Below are 19,086 nucleotides of genomic sequence, written 5' to 3'. Positions count from 1 at the left end.
GTAGGGAGGGTTTGGATGAAATCCATTCCACGTCTAGACGTTGCTGACCATGCCAGGTCCACGGCAGAGGCATGGGAAGCGTTGAGGCACAAGGTGATGGAGATCCTGTCCCGTGCTCCTTATGCGTGCGTGGTTCGAGGGATCGGCTTCCACACACTAAGCGATACCGACCGCAGCGAACTTGTGCGCCGGACCGCCAGCCTCTTCGGCGAAGTCTCAGACAATAACCGCTTCGACGAGGAAAGCGGCAGTTTCATCGACGAAGTCAAGCCGACGGAACCCGGTGGGACAGACGTCACTTTTACGCTGGGGGCCTGTGAAGCCCATTCGGATGAGAGCTCGAAGCCGTTTCCCGAGGACGTCGTCATGCTGTGGTGCGTGACCCCGGCGGACGACGGGGGCACAAGCCTCGTCTGGCCGGCTTCGGAACTCGCGGCGTACATCGGCGACCAGCCGGACGGGGAAGATGCCCTCCGCGTCCTCCGAGAGCCCGTATTCCTTTTCGGCGGAAAACTTCGCAACCCGCCGAGGATCCTTCAGGCGCCGGTCCTTTTCGGTGATGACGGCATCCGGTTTCGGCTTGGGTCCATGGAGGACGCCCTCGAGGTGACCGGTAGGGAACTCACGAAGACGCAGCACCGCGCCCTCGGTAGCCTCATTGAGGCACTCGATTCCGTTGAGCCGTACATAAGCGACCTTCGGTCAGGGGACCTGCTCGTCACGCTCAACCGGCGGACCCTGCACGGCCGGACCAACTTCACCGACCAGAAACGACTCCTTCTCCGGACACGGTGTTTCAACAAGGAAGTGTCGAACAGCGACCGAGACCAAGCCTCGTGGCTGATCTCGTGAACGGCGAGCGCTGCCGAGCGGTACTTTTCGATCTTGACGGAGTCCTGGTCGAGAGTTTCGAGTTCTGGCGAGCACTGATCAACCATGCCGCGGCTTCTGAAGGCCTTCCTGCGGTCAGCTGGCAGGCGCTGAGGAAGAGCTGGGGCCAGGACGCGGAGGCCGACGCAGCTGAGTTCCTCCCGGGCTGGTCGGGACGGCGGCTTGAGGAGTTCTACAAGTGTCACCTGGAGTCCTTCGCGGACCTTCTCGTGCTGAACCCACACGCGGCGGAGACCTTCATCGAGCTGCGCTCGCAGGGAATCAGCACCGGTCTGGTGACAAACTCGTCGAAGGACTTCGCCGCGCTCGTTCTGCGACTGAGTGGCCTAGCTTTCGATACCGTCTTGACTTCCGACGACTTGCAACGCCCCAAGCCGTATCCCGAAGGGATCCTGCAGGCGTGCGCGACGGTCGGAGCGCCGCCCGAGACTGCGGTCTACATCGGTGACTCGGAATACGATCGGAAAGCAGCCGCGCAGGCTGGTGTCACCTTCATCTGGTTCGGAGTCGGCCCGCGACCGGCCCTGACCGACCTGAGAGATCTTCGCCAGCACGTGATTGAGCCGAATTTCAAGGAGGGGTCATGGAAATGATCCAATCTCCTACCGAGATTGTTTATGAAGGACCTTGGGACGTCAAAGAACTTCTCGCGGCCGAAGGCGGCGGCGCCCGCACAGTTGAGCAGATCATGGCGGAGGTCGATCTCCTGATGGATTTGTTTGCAAGGGCGCAGGACGACACGGTCTTCGACTCGTCAGAATTGTTCTGTGGGCAGATTGCCAAGCTCGCCGAGATATTGGACCGGCTCAAGCGCCTCAGATGCTATGCGGTCCTGGTGTGGAGCACGGACGTCAACGCTCCCGGGAACATCCGCGTCTATGAGGCGGTTACCCGCTGGGCGTCAGCCATCCAGCAGCGGTTGAACGGCTTCACGCAGGTTTGGGCGGCGGTACCGGAACACCGGGCTCTGGAGCTCTTGGCGGACGGACGTGTCGCCTGCGCCCGCCAGTACCTGCTGAGACTCAGATCCACGGGCGGATCCACGCTCGGCGAGAAGGCTGCGCATGTTCTGGCGGTCAAGGCCGGCACAAGTTCGGAGTCATGGAAGCAGCTCTACTACGCGGTGGCGGACCAGGTTCGCGTGCCCTATGCAGGCGCAGAAATCTCGATGGGTGAGGCACTCGGAAAACTGTCCTCGCGGGAGGCTGACGTCCGATCAGCCGCGTTGCACGGTCTCTGCTCGGTGCCCGGCAGGGAGACCGAGACGATGGCCCACATCCTGCGCGCCATCGTTGAGGACTGGACCACCACGGACTGCCTGCACGGCTATGAGCACTGGCTCGAGCGGCGAAACCGCGAGAACGATGTGACAGCGGCCAGCGTCGAGGCGCTGTATAAGTCCATCACTGGCAACTACCACCTAATGCACCGGTGGTGCCGGCTGAAAGCGCGCGTGCTGGACATGGAATCGCTCACCGATAGTGACCGGCTTGCCCCGCTTGTTTCTTCGGAGGACGACCTGGACTGGGACGAGGCTCTCTTGACCGCTTTCGACTCTTTTGGCTGGTTCGCAGCGGACCTCAGGAAGAGCGCGGAGCGCTTCGTCGAGAACGGCTGGATCGACGCGCGGACAGGTGGCGGGCGTCGCGTCGGAGCCTTTTGCGAGTTCTCGGTGCCATCGGTGCACCCCTTCATCATGCTGAGCTGGCGCGGCGGCACCCAGGACCTGATTACGCTCGTCCACGAGCTCGGCCATGGCGTGCACGGTCTGCTGTCGGCAGGCCAGGGAGTCTTCCACCAGGAGGTCCCGGTCGTCCATGCCGAGACAATCGCCATCTTCGCGGAACTGATAGCGCTACGCAGGCGCGTGGACATTGTGGAGCGGCCGGAGGAGAGGTTCGCCCGCCTGGGAGCGCTCATCGATCGTGTGATGGACCTTGTCTTCAGAATCGGAGCCCTGTGGGCATTCGAAGACGGGATCCACCGGTGTTTCAAGGAGAGTGGAGCGCTCGGCAAGGACGATCTGAGGCGGCTCTGGATGGAGTCTCAAGGCGAACTCTATGGAGAGACCGTCGGCTCATACCGGGAGGGTTACGCCGACCTCTGGATGACCGTGCGGCACTTCTTCGAGGTTCCTGGATACCTCTACTCCTACCCGTACGGACAGTTACTGGCGCTCTGCCTGATGGACCGCCTGGAGGGTCAGAAGGATCGATCAGTGCACTTGGTGGAATTGCTGGAGTCCGGGGGCTCACGCGGCCTGTCCGACCTCTTGGCGGAAATCGGCATCGAAATCGATCGGGAAGCGGCGTGGCGCGGAGGCATCGAGCGCCTCGCGTCCTGGATGGACGAGCTCGAACAATTGACTCGCCTGCTAAAGAAGGGCTCGGCTGCATGAGTTTCGACACGTTCGTATGGAAGATCGCCAGCAGGTGCAATCTGGACTGCAGCTACTGTTATGTCTACAATCTCGGCGACGACTCTTGGAAGTCTCAGCCCAAGCTGATGTCCGAGAGGGTCGCCGCTAAGGCGGCCGGGAGAGTCCTCGAACACGCGCTTGAGCGCGGGCTGACCGGAGTAGTCATCAATTTCCACGGTGGTGAGCCCTTCCTTGGCGGAACCCGCCATCTGCGGTCCCTGCTCAAATGCATCACCGATGTGTTCCAGGACACCGGGATTCGGGTGTCGACCGCGATCCAAACCAACGGCCTCCTATTCACGGACGAGATCGGAGACCTGCTGGCGGAGCTGGGCATCGGCCTCTACGTCAGCGTCGACGGACCGCCGGAGACTAATGACAAGAACCGGCTCGACCTCCGGGGGCGTCCGATCGGCGGGCGCCTCGACGCTGCGCTCCCGAACATCACCGGGCCGCGGCACCGGGCGATCTTCGCGGGCTTTCTGTCCGTCGTAGACGTGCGGTCGAACCCTAGGGAAGTCGTCGACTACCTGAGCGCGCATCAGCCGCCGATGATCGACTTTCTCTTGCCGCTCAACAACCACGACAGAGTGCCGGCGGAAGGCGTCGCGGCCTACGGAGACTGGCTCTGCACCGCGTTCGATTACTGGCTGGACCAGCAGAGCCAGGTACGCGTCAGAACTTTCGATGACATAATCCTTAGACTGATGGGCGAAGGAGCGGTCAATTCCGACTCTGAATACCTAGTCGTCGAGACAGACGGTTCGCTCGAACTAGACGACACTCTGAAGACAGCCTACGCCGGCGCCGCCAAGCTGGACATGAACATCTTCGCCCACTCGCTCGCCCAGGTCGCCGAACTGAGCTCCGTACAAGCCATGCGCAATGACCTGGTTCTGCTCTGCGACAGCTGCCGTGCCTGCAACGTGGTCAACGTGTGCCGTGGCGGTCATGTGTCCCACCGCTATTCGGAGGAGAACGGATTGCGGAATCCGAGCGTCTATTGCGCTGCTCTACAGCAGCTGATCGTTCATGTGTGGCGCCGGCTCGTGCGCGAGACCAACACGACGATTAGCCCGCCAGTCTAATCCATCTCGCCGACCGACTATCGAAGCTAGAGGAGAACAGATGCTCGTTGGCATGGGACTCGCGTTGATGAACCCCGTCACCCGGCCTGACGTCGACGTCTATCGGGACGCCCTGAATTTGGCAGATTGCGCGGAGCCACTGGGATTTGAATCGTTGTGGGCGGTCGAGCACCACTTCACCGGCCACTCGCCGATTCCCAATGCTCTCCAACTGCTGTCATACATGGCCGGACGAACGAACCGTATTCGGCTGGGAACGTCCGTTGTGGTGCTGCCGTGGCACAACCCGATCAGGGTCGCGGAGGAGGTCGCGGTGCTCGACATCCTCTCAGGAGGCCGCACGGTCATCGGGTTCGGACGTGGCAGTAGCGCTGTGGAGTACGGACATTTTGGAGTTCTGCAGGACGAGGGTGCACAACGCCTGGAAGAAGGAATCGAATGCGTCCGTGGCCTGCTGGAGAGCGAGATCTTTTCCTATGTTGGAAAGTTCAACCGACTAGAGAACGTTACAGTCAGGCCCCGCCCGGTACACCGGCCCGAGGCAGAATTCTACGGGGCGGCTCACACCGAGCGCTCCGCGAAGCTCGCCGGCGAACAGGGCCTCAACCTACTCTTCTCGCCTGAGGACAACCAGGACTACACCGATTCACTGATCGCCACATATAGGACGACTGCCGAGAAGGCCGGATTCAGTCCGGGCGAGCTGACCGCGCACCTGTACGTCTCGGTGGCCGCAACGCGGAAGGATGCCGTCGCCAGGGCTGAGCGGTATATGCAGCCGATGGTCGAGTCACTCGCGAGGCACTACACGGCGAAGCCAGGCGAGATAAACGCCCCGGACAGGCGGATCGGGACCGACGAGGAGATCACCGCCGCGACCGCGCATTTCATCGGAAAGCACGTCGTAGGTACGCCTGATGAGTGCTTCGAAAAGATCAACGGCTACCGGGAGAGGTACGGCCTGACTCGATTTGTCGGCGAGTTGAGTTATGGGGCCATGCCCCTGGACGAGGCGACGGAGAACATGCGGCTATTCGCGGAGGAAGTCCTTCCCCGATTTTGAGCCGACTACAGGAAGAAGCCGAGAGCGAGGTGGGAGATGTCTTCGAGCGTTTCAGCGGACCAGCGGAGTGGCATAAGGGCAGGAGAGGCCGCTCCGTCTCGGCGAGGCGTTCCGCTCGCCGACCCCGATGCCGTTCTCGAAGGGGCGGTCACGATCGAGACGTTTGAGGACGGATCGGTACAGCCCTGGCGGATGGACCACACGGCCGCCAGCATGGCGCATCCCTCCCTGATCGGACCGGCGAGGTGTGGTGCCGGTGTCCGTATCCGCCTTCGGACCGATGCGATTTCGATCGGCCTCCGCTTGGAGCCCTCTGACGACCCGGAGATGCTCAGACCCTGGTTGCATGGCCTGTGCGATCTGGCGATCGGGGGTGTGCGGTCCGCAACAGCGATCGTCGCCGCTGATGGAGAAGTGCTGTTTGCGAACCTGCCAGCGGAGGTCAAGGACGTGGAGGTCTGGCTTCCGGTCGAACCCGCCTATCGTCTCTGTTCCCTTTGGGTCGACGGGCGGGCACGGCTCTTTCCCGTTGGAGCGGCCCCCCGGCCCGGTTGGGCGGTTTACGGTAGCAGCATCACTCAGGGCGTCGGGGTCAGCCCGACATCCTCGTGGTCCGTGCTCGCCGCGCATGCGCTCGGACGGCGGCTCCACTGCCTGGGATTCGACGGCGGTTGTCATCTCGACCCCTCGGTGGCGGGTGACGTCGTCGCGCTCGGACCGGCCTACATCAGCCTTGAGGTCGGAATCAATGTGTTCCTGGCGAAGAGCTTCACCGCTAGGACGTTCGGGCCTGCTTTGCACGGCTTCCTCGGCCTGATCCGACGTGAACTGCCACAAACTCCGATTGCGCTAATTTCTCCAGTCATTTGTCCGTCATTCGAAGACCTGAGTGAGCGAGAGGAGCTGACCTTGTCACAGATCAGAGCGACGGTTCGCTCCGTGGCGGACATCAGGCGGAGTAGGGGCGATGGTCGTTTGTTCTTCGTGGACGGCAGAGACCTTTTGGTGGATGCCGAGCATTTTCCTGACGGACTGCACCCGAACGCGGAGGGTCACCGCACGCTCGCTGAAAGATATGTGGCCTGGGAGCGAGAGGTGTTGAGGTCATGACGCCGAGCTCCAGTGTCGACATCGATCAGATCGTCTGCCAGCTTGAGCAGGCCATGTCGGTTCGTTCCCCCATGCCACTTATCAGCGGGATCATCGGACCGGACTCCGTGCAGACGGCGAAAAGAATCCAGGCGCGCTGGAATCAACTCAAGGTCGCAAACGGCGACCGGCTTGTCGGCTACAAGATCGGTCTAGTGAGTCGCTCGATGCGTGATCAGTACGGACTCGATCATCCAGATTACGGATGTCTGCTCGAGTCCAGGAGGTTTTCCGTGCATTGCGGAAAAGTCGAGATTCCACTCGACCTTTTCCTGCGGCCCCGACTGGAGGCGGAGCTGGCCTTTCTGATTGGAAGGCCGCTGAAAAGCGGCGCTGTCACTGCGGAGGACGTGATTGCCGCTGCTGATGCCGTGGCGCTGGCCGCCGAGGTAGTGGACAGCCGCTTCGCGGATGAACGCATCTGCATGGTGGACACGGTCGCTGACAACGCATCCTTTGGCGGGTTCGCCATTGGGGAATGGCAGGGCAATCTCCTGGGGCTTGGCCTCGGAGACCTCACGCTCAGCATGAGACGCAATGGCAAAGGTGAGACCCGGGAGAAGGCGTCCGAGGTTCTTGGAAACCCCACCATGGCAGTGGCGTGGCTCGCCATGGAACTTCGGGAGAACGGTCAGGAGCTCAGACCGGGGGACGTGGTGCTATCTGGTTCTCCGTCTCGTGCCCTCGCGGTGGCGAGAGGGGACGATTTCCGTCTGAGCATCGATGGACATTCCATGATGAATATTGGCTTCGTGTGATGCGCGGTGGCGGATTTGCACGAAGAACCGAGGAGGACGCGTAGATGTTCGCAGTGAAAGGTTGTTGCAGGGCTAGGGGTGGTGTCTAGATGAGGGTTCTCCTTCTCGGGTGGCGCAAAGAGGTTCTAATGGAGATCTCGAAGCTGGCGGATGAGGTCGTGCTTTTGGCGAGATCATCGGATCTCGTCGACATCGCCGCATCAGGCGAGGCGTGTTTACCAGTCGCGGTGGGCGACCTGCGCGACATCGAGCAACTAGTCTCGGCTCTGACGCGCCGTGGGCTGAGTGCTTCCGACTTCGACCTCATCTGCACTGCGGACGAGTTTTTGATCATGCCCGCCGCCGTGCTCGTCGACTTAGGGCGCACGCGCGGAATCGGCCTGCGCACCGCAACGGTTCTCCGGGACAAGGCGGTGCAGAAGGAGGCAGTCCGGCACGCGATGATCCCCACCGCTCGTTGTCGCACGGTCGATCGGCTGAGTGACCTGATGAACACCGACGTCGGATTCCCCATCGTCGTGAAGCCTCACGCCGGTGCAGCGAGTCACGACACCTGCGTTGTCCGGGACGCGGCTGACCTGGCATGCTTCGCCCGTTCTCTTGGAGATCGCGCGGAGAGCCGCCCGTGGCTGGCGGAGGAGTATGTCGACGGGGCTGAATACCATTTCGACGGGGTCGTTCGCGCTGGTCGCATCGAGTTCTTCAGCGTGGGCCGGTACTTCGCCCCTTTGGTTGGGGCTCGGGAAGGAAGGATCGTAGGGTCGGTGCTCTTCGATCCAGTCGTGGACCGCGACATTTTTAGCGCCGCACGCGTGATGGCCGAGGATTCGTTGGCGGCCATAGGCCTCCGGGACGGTGTTTTCCACCTCGAGTCTTTCGAGCGCGGCGGTGAATTCGTGTTCGGCGAATGCGCGGGGCGAATGGCTGGCGGGATTATCCCACTCCAGGTCCACCAGAAATACGGAGTCGTGCTGGACCAGGAATGGGCGCGTGTATTGATGGGTGCGCCTCCTTTGCACAGGCGCGCGCCCTCACCATCGTCATACGGAAGCATCCATCTGCCGGCACGAACTGAATGGAGCAGCTTTCCAGGCGCTGAAGAGATCGCGCTGATGCCAGGAGTGTTGAGGGTCCTCATGCAGGTGCAGCCGGGCGGCGAGGTGCCCGACTCGCGAACAGGAATCAATGTGAGAACGGGTCAGGTCCTCCTGGAGGGGGGCTCCGTAGAAGCGGTGGAGCGCGATGCGAATGAAATCTTCAACTGGTTCTGTTCCAAGGCCCGATAGACCGCTAAACGAACGGCGATTTCGAGGACATGAGGAGTCAGCCTCTTGAACCCTGTCAATGTGTTCCCGCCGGGGCCTGAACGTCGGCTCGCGGTGGCCTCGCTGATTGACACCATCGGAACGGGCCTCAATTACGCCATTCTACCGATTTTTGTTATTCGCCATGTCGGATTTAGCGCCACGCAGTTCGGTTTGGCTCTGAGCATCGCCGGAGTGCTCGCGCTCACCGCGGGGCTAGCCTTCGGGTACTTGGCAGACAGGAAAGGGCCCAGGGGCGTCGTTGTGATGGCCTATACGACACAGGCCGTTGCCGCGGGGATTCTGCCTGTCGTTCATGGCTTCCTGCCGGTCCTGCTATTGCTGTGCGTAGGGGTATTCGCCGGTGAAGGAGGCAGGGCCTCGCGGTACACGGTGATTGCCAGGATCGGCGCGGACCCCGTCAGGTTCAGGGCGAAGCTCCAGGTGGTGACGAATAGCGGGGCTGCCATCGGGGTGGGACTTGGCGGTGTCCTCGCGTCCTTTGGAACCCAGGAGATCTATGCATCCGCGCTGCTGGCGAACGCGGTCAGTTTCGCGCTGGCGGCGGTCATCCAACGGTCGATGCCGTTCCTGCCGCCGGTGCCGAAGACCGAGAACGCGGTGAGTGGATCGGCCGCGCGGTCGGTGTACCGCGACCGCCCGTACATCGCGGTGACTGCGGTCAGCGCGATGCTGATGATCCAGCACCAAGTCACAGTGCTCGCCCTCCCTCTTTGGATCTTGACGGAGCACAAGGTCCCACTGTGGATGATCTCGGCGTGTATGCTCACGAACACGCTCATTGTCGTGCTCTTCCAGGTCCGAGTGGTCCGCGGACTGGATACGCCCGGCGCGGCTGGCCGAGCGTGGCAGCGCGCCGGATTCTGCTTCTTGCTCTCCTGCATGCTGGTTCCAGTCGCGGCAGTCTTGCCCGGGTGGATCGCGATCGGTTTGGTGCTGTTCGCCGTCTCTGTTCACGGCCTCGGCGAGATCTGGCACAGCGGGGGGATCTTCCAGATTGCCCTCGGCCTGGCACCGGAGCACTCGATGGGCAAGTATCAGGGATTCTTCAATCTCGGCGAAGGGCTGTCCGGGTCGTTTGCCCCCGTGCTAGTGACGACTCTTTGCATAGGGCTCGGAACCTGGGGCTGGCTGCTGCTTGGTCTCCTCCTTGTCGCGCCGGGCCTCGTGGCACCCCGTATCAGCCGTTGGGCGGAGCGAAGCTTGGCCGCTAAGCCGCAAATGACACTCGCCAAGTGAGACCGAGGGATGGATGCTTTGAAAGGCCAAGTGGATCCTATGCTCCAACGCTTTTCCAAGGTGGTCTACACGTGCCCGTGGCTGACCCTCCGGGAGGACCAGACTGTGTTGGCGGACGGCACGCCCGGCCTCTATGCGGTGGTCGACAAGCCGGCCGCCGCTTGTGTGATTCCCTTCGAGCGGAACGGAGTTCACCTGGTCGGGCAGTTCCGCTATCCGCTCGGCGTCCGCACCTGGGAATTCCCTCAGGGCTCATGGCCGGATGCCGGCCCGCCTGGCGAGGAACTGGCCCGGGCCGAGCTTGCAGAGGAGACGGGGCTGCGCGCCCGGGAGCTTTCCCATCTCGGCCAAGTCGGGGTCGCGCCGGGTCTGACCAGCCAGCGCTGCGACGTCTTCCTCGCAACAGGGCTGTCCCAGGGCGTGACCGCTCGTGAGCGCACTGAACAGGACATGGAGCAGAGGTGGGTTTCCTGTGACGACCTCATTCAGATGGTCAGAGGCGGCGTGGTCATCGACGCAATGACGCTCGCGGCGTTCAGCCTCTTCCTCCTCAGGCAATGACGACGGTTCTGTTCTGCGTTCCGCTGGCTGGCTGCATGTCCACGTCGCCTCGCTGCATTCGTCCGGGGGCGGGCCGCCCCCGGATCAGCGGTTCATCTGGTCGCGCGAGCGGTACAGACCCCTGGCGATCCCGACCACCCGATTCGGTATCCGGGTTGCTCGGCATCGGCGGTGGGATCGCATCGCCTTGTTTGCAACCTCGGTGAGGATGTAGGGCGGACTTAGGTGCGGTGCTCGGATTGCGCTGGCGCCCTCTCCAGCCAGCCGCACCCGGCGTGCCGGAAGGGATCATGATGCCTCGAGAGCTGCATCGCGTGGCCGAGATCAAAGCGAGGTTGGATGGCGCCGAATTCGATGGGGACCCATCCCCGTTGAGTGCGACCTGGTCGAATCGCTTCCATCTGATGCGGTGTCGGTGCCCTCCCCACGGATCTCCCGCCACCAAACATACGTGGAGAGCTGAGCGAAGGCGTTCTTGGCAATCGCGTGCTCGAAGCGTCGGCCCATGTGCTGGTCCCTTCGTCGTTTGCGCATTCACTTGATGCGGAAGGGAGGAAGTCGAACCCGTTGGCAAAATGAATGACTAGGGTCTTCGCGGCTACAGCTGTTGCAATCCCATCGGCGTCAGGGCCTCGCTCAGCGGCGCGGCGCTATTCGGCGTGTCCTCATCTCTGATGGCGCTAGAAATTAGTCCCCAGAAGCGCGCGGCGAAATTCCCAGACGGAGCAGAGGTTGAGCTATCAGGTGACGTGATGTAGCGGGAGGATTCGGTTGTCTGTGGGGAAGCTGCTTCCGACGTGGTGAGCAGCGCGACAACGGTGTTCGGCTCGCCGCAGTGAGGGCAATCGCGGGTGGCGGCCGGCTGTCTGTGCTCGTCGAAAACCGGATCTGGCACAGACTCCGTGATTGACCACATCGAGATGCGAAGGGGTGCTTGATAGTTGATCATGTGGCTGGTGTTCTGATCCTGACCGATGGGAATCTTGTTCTCGCACCTCGACGGACTGGCGATCAGCCAAGTTCGAGCCACTGGCTCCACGGTGTGGGTCGAGGCCGCGACCCGCGATGAACCGGCCGCCTGTCCGAGTTGTGCGACACCGTCAGGGCGAGGCCACAGGCGCTGCAGTCGGCGACTGGCGGACACCTCGATCACCGGGCGCGAGGTAGTGATCGAACTGCGGGTCCGACGGCTGTTTTGCAACCATTCCGACTGCAGCAAAGGGGCTTTCGTGGAAAAGGTGCCGCAGTTCGCGGCCTGATATCGGCGGCGGACTCTGCTGCTGCAGCGCCCGTCGTTGCCGACGACCGTGGTCCGGTGCAGGAGCCGGTCCAGCATTGCCGCGGCGACGGCCGCGTCTCCGAAAGCTGTTGTCCAGTAGAAGATCCCGATGCATCTCATCGAGATCGTGCCACTGTTCAGATAGTGTTGATTGATCAGCTGAAACAACGTCGAGGCTCAGTCGCCGTGCAGTGGGAGGTAGCCGAGCTCGTTGATGACGGGGAGCTTCGGTCCGGCGAAGAACCGCATGCAGGTGTACCAACGTCCCTCCAGCGCGGCTCTGTGGCACTTCGCTGCTAGCTCGGCGGCGGTGGTGAAGTAGACGCGGTGACCGGCCTAGAGCGCGGCCGCGCGCCAACGGACGGTCAGCGTGGTCTTGCAGACTCCGGGCGGACCAAGGAACAGCACATTCGCCGCGTTGTTGCGGAACCACAAACTGGCCAGGTCCCGGATCGGTGCCCGCGTCGGGATCGGCGAATTCACGGCAGACCCTCGATTTTCAGCGCGGCGGCTCACTACTGGTGACCGGATTAGGACAACTCCTAATGTTAAAGGGGGACTAAAGTTCGCGGGTCGGAAAGAACGGACAAATTTGCGGGTCCGTTGCGGCTACGGTTGATGATGATTGAGTTTTATCTCAAGGGCTCGTTATGAAGGCTTACAAGATGCTAGCCTCGGATCGAGGCATCGATCGTGTACCCGAGCCCAACTGCGGCAACGGACCTGGGGGATGTCGACCAGCTACCCCGATTGGCCAAAACCCGCGAAACTGAGTCAAGCTGGCCCGGTTTGCCGGCATTGGAGATATGGCAGCATGTGAACAATATGAACTGAGGGCAATTTGTGTGCAAACCGACAACGGTGATCACCACGGGTTTGACAGTGGTTCATTGTCTGGTAGGAATAGACTCAAGGTGCTGGTATAGGACGAGTCTGAGGGGGCGGACAGCGCTACTTGAGTCGCGAAAGTCGGAAGCGATTCGGTAGATCTTCTCGTAAACAAAGAAATGCCTAGGGGGTCCGGATGGATCAGCGGATATTCGAAGGATTTGAATTAGGCCCGGTATCTCACACGGAAGAATTCAGCCAGCAGTCACGACGAACTGCGCGCACTGCTCGCCGCGGCGCCCGCCGATGTGGTCCATCGCCATCGACGACCGTCGAGTACTTCTCAAGTGCTAATGAGGAGAAGCCATCTGGGGAGCAACTGGCGCTCATCTTGCTTTTGGCAGAAGGCTTGACCGATGACGCGATTGGCCGACGTATTGGAATCTCGGAACGTACGGTCAGGCGTCGAGTGGCCGTCATTGTTGAACTTCTAGGAGCCCGAAGCCGATTTGAAGCTGGCGCAAAGTCCGTTGCTGCAGGTTGGTTGGGCGTGCGGGAATTGAAGAAGGGCTGATTAGTATGGGATTAGCCGGTCTCGGGTCCGGTAGGCGTTTGATACGTGTTCGGTTGATGGTGCAGGCTGCGCAGATTTTATGGCCGCTGTGGGTTCTAGAGTTCTTAGCTTTATCTTACCGCCGAGGGGGATATCCAGTATTTGTGGTCGGTAGGCAATTTTAGCGTTGAAACGCTGCTTTCCGGCTATCATTCATCAGCTCATGATGGCGGTAATCGACGGTATCCATAGGCTTCGGAACGCTGAAATTCGCGGCGGGGGCGGAAATCGGTCCTATTTACTTCGATTGAACTGCGGTGCTGCGCCTGTTTGGCACAGGTAAACGAGGATGAGGGCCGAGGTAAATTGATCTCTTGTGTGCCTCCGCAGTGCAGAGGAGCCGTTGTTAGAGTTACTGCCAAATGTGTGTATCGCCACGGAGATGATTATGAATCCACGATGGAACTTTTTCCGCTTATCTGATGGAATGGCGGCATGAAAGAGATATGGGCAACCACGCTGAGTCGACCTCTGCTCGGAATCTACGCGGGTCAAGCGGCGACTTTCATTAGTCGAAGGCTGATGAAAGTCGAGGATATCAGGTGGGGATTCGGCCCACGCTGCAGGCTCGCCAATCCAGGGCCAGTGGCTGATCGGTGCCGAATGTCCGCACGCTGATGTCGCAACGGATCCGCGTAGTTGAATTAAGGGGCACGGATATGCAAACTTTTGCAGGGCCGATCGAATCTTGGCGCGCTTTCGTTGATAGGCCTCTAGATGGGTACGCGTATGCGCAAAACGAATTTGCCCACTCTGGGGGATAGAATCATGAGAGGTCAATTTATGACTGGGGTCGCACAAAAGCCTTGGCCCACTAGCAGGCGGATGATGTTCGGACATCCGATTGGGTTGCTAAATTTGTTCGGCGTGGAGTTGTGGGAGCGATTCTCGTTCTACGGAATGCTCACTCTCCTCGGATACTATCTGTATTATTCGCTCTTGGACGGCGGCCTTGGTCTGGAAAAGTCGACCGCAACAGGCATCGTTGGTGCATACGGCGGCCTGATGTACCTGTCGACCATGCTGGGGGGATGGGTCGCAGACCGGATGCTTGGCATGGAGCGTTGTGTGTTCTACGGCGCCTTACTGGTTATGGCAGGGCACACTGCGTTGGCGGTTATTCCTGGCCTGCAAGGTGTGGGCATCGGCCTCGTCATGGTTGCGCTTGGTAGCGGCGCGGTGAAGGCGAATGCGTCGTCACTACTGGGAACCCTCTACGACAAGGACGACCGTCGCATTGACGGTGGATTCACCCTGTTCTTTCTGGGCATAAATATCGGTGCTCTAACAGGCCCGTTGATCACTGGTGTGCTCCAGATAAATCTAGACTTCCACTACGGATTCGGCGCGGCGGCTATTGGTATGTCTGTAGGCCTGGCCCAATACGCAATCTTCCGACGAAACCTTGGCATACAGGGTCGCACAATTCCGAATCCACTGCGACGCAATGAAATCGGCAAGGTGCTGACAGTCGCAGCTGTAGCAGTGGCAGTCGTTCTCGTCGTGTTGATGACCGGACTTGTGACCCTGTCCAATCTGGCGTGGACTATGACTGGTGTTATTGCCGCTGCCGCTTTCGTCTGCTTTGTTGTCATCCTCATCAGTCCGAAAGTCACTGCGGTTGAGCGAACTCGGGTAGTCGGCTATATTCCACTGTTCATCGCCAATGCAGTGTTCTGCTCGCTGTTCCAGCAGGTCTTCACGGTGCTGGCTGTGTACTCCGACGAGCGGATGAACTGGTCCTTCTTCGGGTGGACTGCGCCTTCGAACTGGCTCGGCTGGCTGGAGCCGGCCTGGGTCATCGCTCTCTCACCGTTGCTGGTGATCGTATGGACCCGGCTGGGCAACCGGGCTCCTTCCGCCTGGCACAAGGTCGCCTATGGCGTGATTGGAATGGGTGCTGCCTTTCTGCTGTTCGTGCCACTTGCCGGATTTTCTGGCCGGACAGTGCCAGCGCTGCTGGTGTTCTTCGTTCTCGGTGGTTTCGCGGTAGCCGAGCTGCTGATGTCGCCGACTCTCCTCGCGGTCACGACTCAGCTTGCGCCCGAGGCGTTTCGGGCACAAATGATGGCCGTGTACTTCTTGTCCGCGGCTATCGGTTCGTCGATGTCCGGTGTGCTGTCGCGCTTCTACGATGCCAGCCATGAGGTCGCGTATTTCGGAATCACCGGAGTCGTCGCAGTTGCTGTGGGCCTGGTCATTTATGGCGTCGCCCCCAGGATGAGCGGCCTGATGCATGCAGCCCACGAGCGCTAGCGGGCCGTATGTGAAGGTGTTGGACGGTGGGCCTTGGCGAGGATCTGATCTGCTCAGCGGTCTTGGTCTGTACTGACCATGGACGTTGGTGACGGCGTGGCGAGCTGACATGGCGAAGACCTCCGAGTGAACTGCGAGCTGTCTAGGAACGCACCCACGCCTCGGAGGTCTTCGTGTCACACCGTAACGCCCCGTTGTCGGAGTTGGTCCGGTGCCTGGCTCGCTGTGTCATCGATGACGGTTGTCCGCTGCGCCGAGCCGCGGACGGTTCCAGGTCTCACCGACCACCGCAGCTCGCTGGGCTAGCCGCTATCGAAACTCCCAAGGACACAAGCCGACCGGGGAACACAACGCCTACGGCAACCCGGTCCGCGGCTACCACTACCTCCACACCGCACCGGATGACCACTCGCGGTTGGCCCACACCGAACTACTCGCCGATGAACGCAAAGACACCGCCGCCGAGTTCTGGACCCGCGCCAACGCTTGGTTCGCCAGGCACGGCGTGGCCGATCGAAAAGTATTGACGGAAAACGGTTCCTGCTATCAATCTAAAACATCCGCCAATCTCTCGGTCCGTCGTGCACAAACGGACCCGCCCTACCGGCCTCGAACCAACGGCAAGTCGAACGCTTCCACCAGACTTTGGCCGATGAGTGGGCCTACGCCCGGCTCTACCGCAGCGACACCGAACGATGTGCAGCCTTCACCGCCTGGCTCCACACCTACGATCACTACCGCGGCCACACCGCACCCGCAGGCCACCCATCAGCCAGCCGTGTCCCCAACCTCTCAGGTCAGTACATCTAGACGAAGGGCTTCGCTCTCGGGTTTCAGCCGTTGATGAACTCGCGGATCTTGGTGGTCAACTCGCGGATGTTGCGGAAGGTGCCGCGGTGGATGGGTTGGCGTTCGATGATGCCGAACCACACCTCGACCAGGTTCATCCACGACGCTGAACCTGGTGTGGAATGCATTCGGATACGCAGGTTTTCGGTGCTCCAGGCGCGTACCTCGGCCTTCCTTGTGGGTGGCGTAGTTGTCCATCACCAGGTGCAGCTAACCGGTCGGATAGGCACGAGCGACATGTTTGAGGAATGCGAGAAACTCCTGTGGCGATGGCGTGGTTTGCAGACGCCGTGACTTTGCCGGTGGCGACTTCCAGCGCCGCGAATAGGATGGTCCTGCCGTTGCGGATGTAGTCGTGAGTTTGGCCCTCAGGGATAACGATCTTCATCGGCAAATGTCGGTGCGGTGCGGTCCAGGGCTTGGATCTGGGACTTCTCGTCCACGCAGAGCACGATCGCGTTCTCCTGCGGGTCCAGGTAGAGCCCGACGAATGTCGGTGACTTTGCCGACCAGTTCCGGATTGTGGAGAACTTGAACGTCTCGACTAGCCATGGTTGCACCCCGTACTCGCTCACACCTTCGATACCGTGCCGTGCGATAGCGAGTGATCGGCCAGAAACCGCCAACTCCAGTGTGTAGCACCATATTTACGGGGACGCGGGGTCAAGGTGGTGGTGATCAATTTGTCCCGGTTCATGGTCCGCGGCCGCTCCGAACAGTGCTCGTCATGCAACCCGTCGAGTCCGTGCGCCTGGTAGCGGGATCGCCAGTTGATCACGGTCTGCCGCGAGGTATCGAACCTGTGGGCGATCTCGGCATGGGCCACACCATTGGCGGCCCACTAGCTCGTCCGGCGATCAGGGGTCGAAAATCTGGCGGGAGATGCCGTTCGCCATCCGGCTACCGCAGAGCGTCGCCGGGTTTCCGGAAGCGAATGCTTCCGGAACCCCGGCCAAGGGCCCGGCGTAGTAGGGATGTGAGGTTGTGGCCTGCGGGTTTGGCGTGCCGATGGGGACACACCGTCGCCGGTGACGATCGACGGTCGTGCACCTGATCGTCGAAAGACATTGCAATGTAAGCGTTTCCATCATCGCTTGCGGCGGCTGTCCGGGACCTGCCGCCCCAGGACTATCCGGCGTCGGCCGGTGCCGATGCTGCCCTGCCGCCGGTTCCTGCGGGGTGGCGGCAGATCTTTCCACTGTCGCCGATCCTTGGCATCGGCACAGTCTTCGCCGCCGCCTGCCGGTGGTACGGGCGATCGCGCTGGTCGCAATCTTGGCTGGGGTGTTCGTTCCCCGCGATCGCCGAGCCGACACCTCCACTGAAGTCGACTCGCTACCCGCCGCCCTCCTCGCGCCGAGTAGCGCACGTGAAGAACGGGGGGCCGATAGGTGGGTTAGCGCTGGAGGAATTCCTTGGTGATGCGATGGAAGGGTAGTTTGGCTTCTACGAAGACCCAGTGGCCGCAGCGGGGGAGGACGTGGAGCTCGGCGTGGGGGATTAGGCGGAGGGGCAGTTGGGCCATATCGAGGGGGCATTGACGGTCGTCTGCGCCCCAGAGCATGAGGGTGGGGCACTGGACTTTGTGCAGCATGGACCAGTAGGGCGGCATTTTCGACTTAGCCTCTGACTGTTCTTGTAGGGCAGCGGCTTTCGAACTGTACATAGCCTGCAGTGTTGCCAAGGAATCGGGTTCGGAGGCTGCCTTCCAGCGCTCATCGATCAGGTCTTCGGTGACCAGGTTCTGGTCGTACACCATGCAGTTGAGCCAGCGCACCAGCGCCTCGCGGCTAGGAGAATCGGCGAACTCGCGCAGCAACCGGGTGCCCTCGCTCGGCCCGGGACTGAAGATGTTGGTGCCGACACCTCCGATGGCCACCAGCTTGTCGACCCGGGTCGGATGCGCAAGCGCGAACATCGCACCGACCACACCGCCCATCGAATTGCCGACAATCGCAGCAGATTCGAGGTCGAGCGCATCCATGAACCGCTGCACTGACTCGATCGCGGTGAGCACCGGGTGTGCCCCCGGTACCGGATCGCTCGCTCCGAATCCGGGGAACTCGAGGATGTAGCAGTGGTAGTCCTCCGCGAAGTGCCCTAGATTCGCGCCGAAGTTGCGCCAGCCGTTTACCCCGATCCCCGAGCCGTGCAACAGAATCAGCGGCGGCCCGTCCCCGGCCTCGTGATAACGCAGAACCCCCTTTTCGGTGTGAACGGTCTTCAGTGTGTTCTCGTATGTCACATCCACCCCAACAGACTAGAACATGTTCTAACTTTTGTCAGGCGGCCACCCGGCGTCATCGTCGAATCTCGAGGACGACCCCCGCGCGTTCGGAGGTGTCGAGATAGCTGAACCCGGTGCGGTCGTCACGTCGGCCGGACATCATGACCGGAATCCCCGCAGCGCAGGCGGTTTCGGTCGACGCGTCGATATCATCCACCGCGAAACCGACGTGGAAGACACCGCCGCCGGTACGCTCAAGAAATCGCCGCTGTGGTGTGTCACCGGGGCCGGGCTCGACCAACTGCAGCTGCAGTCCGGCAACGGCATCGGTGTAGACATAGCGCAATGCGAGGAATGCCCGTCGGTCGGGTACATCGAGTTCTTCGTTATCGTATTGTGAAAGATCCGGATAGGGCTGCCAGTTTCCTATTCCGAGGTTCTCGTAGTAGCCGATCGCGGCGTCGACATCAGCGACCACGATGCAGATGTGGTGTGCGCGGCCGAACAATTCGTTCATCGGTGAAGTCCTCTGATTGCGCAG

16 protein-coding genes and 2 pseudogenes are annotated in these 19,086 nt (G+C 61.2%); 13 read left to right on the top strand and 5 right to left on the bottom strand.

Annotation, left to right across the window (positions count from 1 at the left end; all coding sequences use genetic code 11):
- Window positions 1-15 precede the first annotated feature (15 nt).
- From NI2_RS09080 to NI2_RS09035, 10 genes are all read left to right on the top strand, one after another.
- Window positions 16-852 (top strand): TauD/TfdA family dioxygenase, encoded by an 837-nt coding sequence (locus NI2_RS09080; RefSeq protein WP_166655781.1) that lies wholly within the window; start codon window positions 16-18, stop codon window positions 850-852.
- Window positions 837-1,484 carry an HAD family hydrolase gene (locus tag NI2_RS09075; protein ID WP_067488408.1) on the top strand — a complete coding sequence of 216 codons (648 nt, stop codon included), beginning with the start codon at window positions 837-839 and terminating at the stop codon, window positions 1,482-1,484. Before NI2_RS09080 ends, NI2_RS09075 begins: the two co-directional genes overlap by 16 nt.
- The gene (locus NI2_RS09070; protein WP_084476232.1) at window positions 1,475-3,289 is read left to right on the top strand and encodes a M3 family metallopeptidase; all 1,815 of its coding nucleotides are present in this window, start codon (window positions 1,475-1,477) and stop codon (window positions 3,287-3,289) included. The genes NI2_RS09075 and NI2_RS09070 overlap by 10 nt, the downstream gene beginning before the upstream one ends.
- Window positions 3,286-4,398, top strand: a complete 1,113-nt coding sequence (locus NI2_RS09065; RefSeq protein WP_067488405.1) for a radical SAM protein — start codon at window positions 3,286-3,288, stop codon at window positions 4,396-4,398. The genes NI2_RS09070 and NI2_RS09065 overlap by 4 nt, the downstream gene beginning before the upstream one ends.
- 40 nt (window positions 4,399-4,438) lie before the next feature.
- Window positions 4,439-5,461 (top strand): LLM class flavin-dependent oxidoreductase, encoded by a 1,023-nt coding sequence (locus NI2_RS09060; protein ID WP_067488403.1) that lies wholly within the window; start codon window positions 4,439-4,441, stop codon window positions 5,459-5,461.
- Between the two features lie 36 nt (window positions 5,462-5,497).
- A complete protein-coding gene (locus NI2_RS09055) occupies window positions 5,498-6,571 on the top strand; it encodes a GDSL-type esterase/lipase family protein (protein WP_084476228.1) in 1,074 nt (357 codons plus the stop codon).
- Window positions 6,568-7,368, top strand: a complete 801-nt coding sequence (locus NI2_RS09050; protein ID WP_067488399.1) for a 2-keto-4-pentenoate hydratase — start codon at window positions 6,568-6,570, stop codon at window positions 7,366-7,368. Before NI2_RS09055 ends, NI2_RS09050 begins: the two co-directional genes overlap by 4 nt.
- A 128-nt stretch (window positions 7,369-7,496) precedes the next feature.
- A complete protein-coding gene (locus tag NI2_RS09045; RefSeq protein WP_133734075.1) occupies window positions 7,497-8,654 on the top strand; it encodes an ATP-grasp domain-containing protein in 1,158 nt (385 codons plus the stop codon).
- 45 nt (window positions 8,655-8,699) lie between these two features.
- Window positions 8,700-9,932 carry an MFS transporter gene (locus NI2_RS09040; protein WP_084476226.1) on the top strand — a complete coding sequence of 411 codons (1,233 nt, stop codon included), beginning with the start codon at window positions 8,700-8,702 and terminating at the stop codon, window positions 9,930-9,932.
- A gap of 9 nt (window positions 9,933-9,941) precedes the next feature.
- Window positions 9,942-10,493: an NUDIX domain-containing protein gene (locus NI2_RS09035; protein ID WP_208115362.1), complete on the top strand. Its 552-nt coding sequence runs from the start codon at window positions 9,942-9,944 to the stop codon at window positions 10,491-10,493.
- 598 nt (window positions 10,494-11,091) lie between these two features.
- Here NI2_RS09035 and NI2_RS35835 read toward each other — a convergent pair.
- A pseudogene (locus NI2_RS35835) lies at window positions 11,092-12,255 on the bottom strand (ATP-binding protein).
- A gap of 541 nt (window positions 12,256-12,796) precedes the next feature.
- Between NI2_RS35835 and NI2_RS35700 the strand changes: the two are divergent.
- The 3 genes and pseudogenes from NI2_RS35700 (at window position 12,797) to NI2_RS32980 (ending at window position 16,279) form a co-directional block, all read left to right on the top strand.
- Entirely contained in the window at window positions 12,797-13,174 is a 378-nt protein-coding gene (locus NI2_RS35700; RefSeq protein ID WP_133734073.1) for a response regulator transcription factor, read from the top strand.
- A gap of 867 nt (window positions 13,175-14,041) precedes the next feature.
- Window positions 14,042-15,469, top strand: a complete 1,428-nt coding sequence (locus NI2_RS09030) for a peptide MFS transporter (protein ID WP_133734100.1) — start codon at window positions 14,042-14,044, stop codon at window positions 15,467-15,469.
- 173 nt (window positions 15,470-15,642) lie between these two features.
- Window positions 15,643-16,279, top strand: a pseudogene (locus NI2_RS32980) (integrase core domain-containing protein).
- Window positions 16,280-16,686: 407 nt separating this feature from the next.
- Here the strand turns inward: NI2_RS32980 and NI2_RS09020 are convergent.
- The 4 genes from NI2_RS09020 to NI2_RS09005 form a co-directional block, all read right to left on the bottom strand.
- On the bottom strand, window positions 16,687-16,893 hold the full coding sequence (locus NI2_RS09020; protein WP_067488390.1) for a hypothetical protein: 207 nt from the start codon (window positions 16,891-16,893) through the stop codon (window positions 16,687-16,689).
- Complete coding sequence (locus tag NI2_RS35695) at window positions 16,890-17,144, bottom strand: helix-turn-helix domain-containing protein (protein ID WP_067488388.1); 255 nt, start codon at window positions 17,142-17,144, stop codon at window positions 16,890-16,892. The genes NI2_RS09020 and NI2_RS35695 overlap by 4 nt, the downstream gene beginning before the upstream one ends.
- 570 nt (window positions 17,145-17,714) lie before the next feature.
- Complete coding sequence (locus NI2_RS09010; RefSeq protein WP_067488386.1) at window positions 17,715-18,569, bottom strand: alpha/beta fold hydrolase; 855 nt, start codon at window positions 18,567-18,569, stop codon at window positions 17,715-17,717.
- 49 nt (window positions 18,570-18,618) lie between these two features.
- Complete coding sequence (locus NI2_RS09005; RefSeq protein ID WP_067488522.1) at window positions 18,619-19,062, bottom strand: VOC family protein; 444 nt, start codon at window positions 19,060-19,062, stop codon at window positions 18,619-18,621.
- Between the last annotated feature and the right edge of the window lie 24 nt (window positions 19,063-19,086).

This window comes from Nocardia ignorata NBRC 108230, assembly GCF_001612905.1.
In the GTDB taxonomy this organism is placed as follows: Bacteria; Actinomycetota; Actinomycetes; order Mycobacteriales; family Mycobacteriaceae; genus Nocardia; species Nocardia ignorata.
This window is presented reverse-complemented; position numbering and strand designations above follow the sequence as displayed.

Bases quoted from the DNA above. Each gene is read 5' to 3' on its own strand.
- NI2_RS09080 (WP_166655781.1), top strand. From the start codon at position 16: ATGAAATCCATTCCACGTCTAGACGTTGCTGACCATGCCAGGTCCACG.
- NI2_RS09070 (WP_084476232.1), top strand. From the start codon at position 1,475: ATGGAAATGATCCAATCTCCTACCGAGATTGTTTATGAAGGACCTTGG.
- NI2_RS09065 (WP_067488405.1), top strand. From the start codon at position 3,286: ATGAGTTTCGACACGTTCGTATGGAAGATCGCCAGCAGGTGCAATCTG.
- NI2_RS09060 (WP_067488403.1), top strand. From the start codon at position 4,439: ATGCTCGTTGGCATGGGACTCGCGTTGATGAACCCCGTCACCCGGCCT.
- NI2_RS09055 (WP_084476228.1), top strand. From the start codon at position 5,498: ATGTCTTCGAGCGTTTCAGCGGACCAGCGGAGTGGCATAAGGGCAGGA.
- NI2_RS09050 (WP_067488399.1), top strand. From the start codon at position 6,568: ATGACGCCGAGCTCCAGTGTCGACATCGATCAGATCGTCTGCCAGCTT.
- NI2_RS09045 (WP_133734075.1), top strand. From the start codon at position 7,497: ATGGAGATCTCGAAGCTGGCGGATGAGGTCGTGCTTTTGGCGAGATCA.
- NI2_RS09035 (WP_208115362.1), top strand. From the start codon at position 9,942: ATGGATGCTTTGAAAGGCCAAGTGGATCCTATGCTCCAACGCTTTTCC.
- NI2_RS35700 (WP_133734073.1), top strand. From the start codon at position 12,797: ATGGATCAGCGGATATTCGAAGGATTTGAATTAGGCCCGGTATCTCAC.
- NI2_RS09030 (WP_133734100.1), top strand. From the start codon at position 14,042: ATGTTCGGACATCCGATTGGGTTGCTAAATTTGTTCGGCGTGGAGTTG.
- NI2_RS09005 (WP_067488522.1), bottom strand. From the start codon at position 19,062: ATGAACGAATTGTTCGGCCGCGCACACCACATCTGCATCGTGGTCGCT.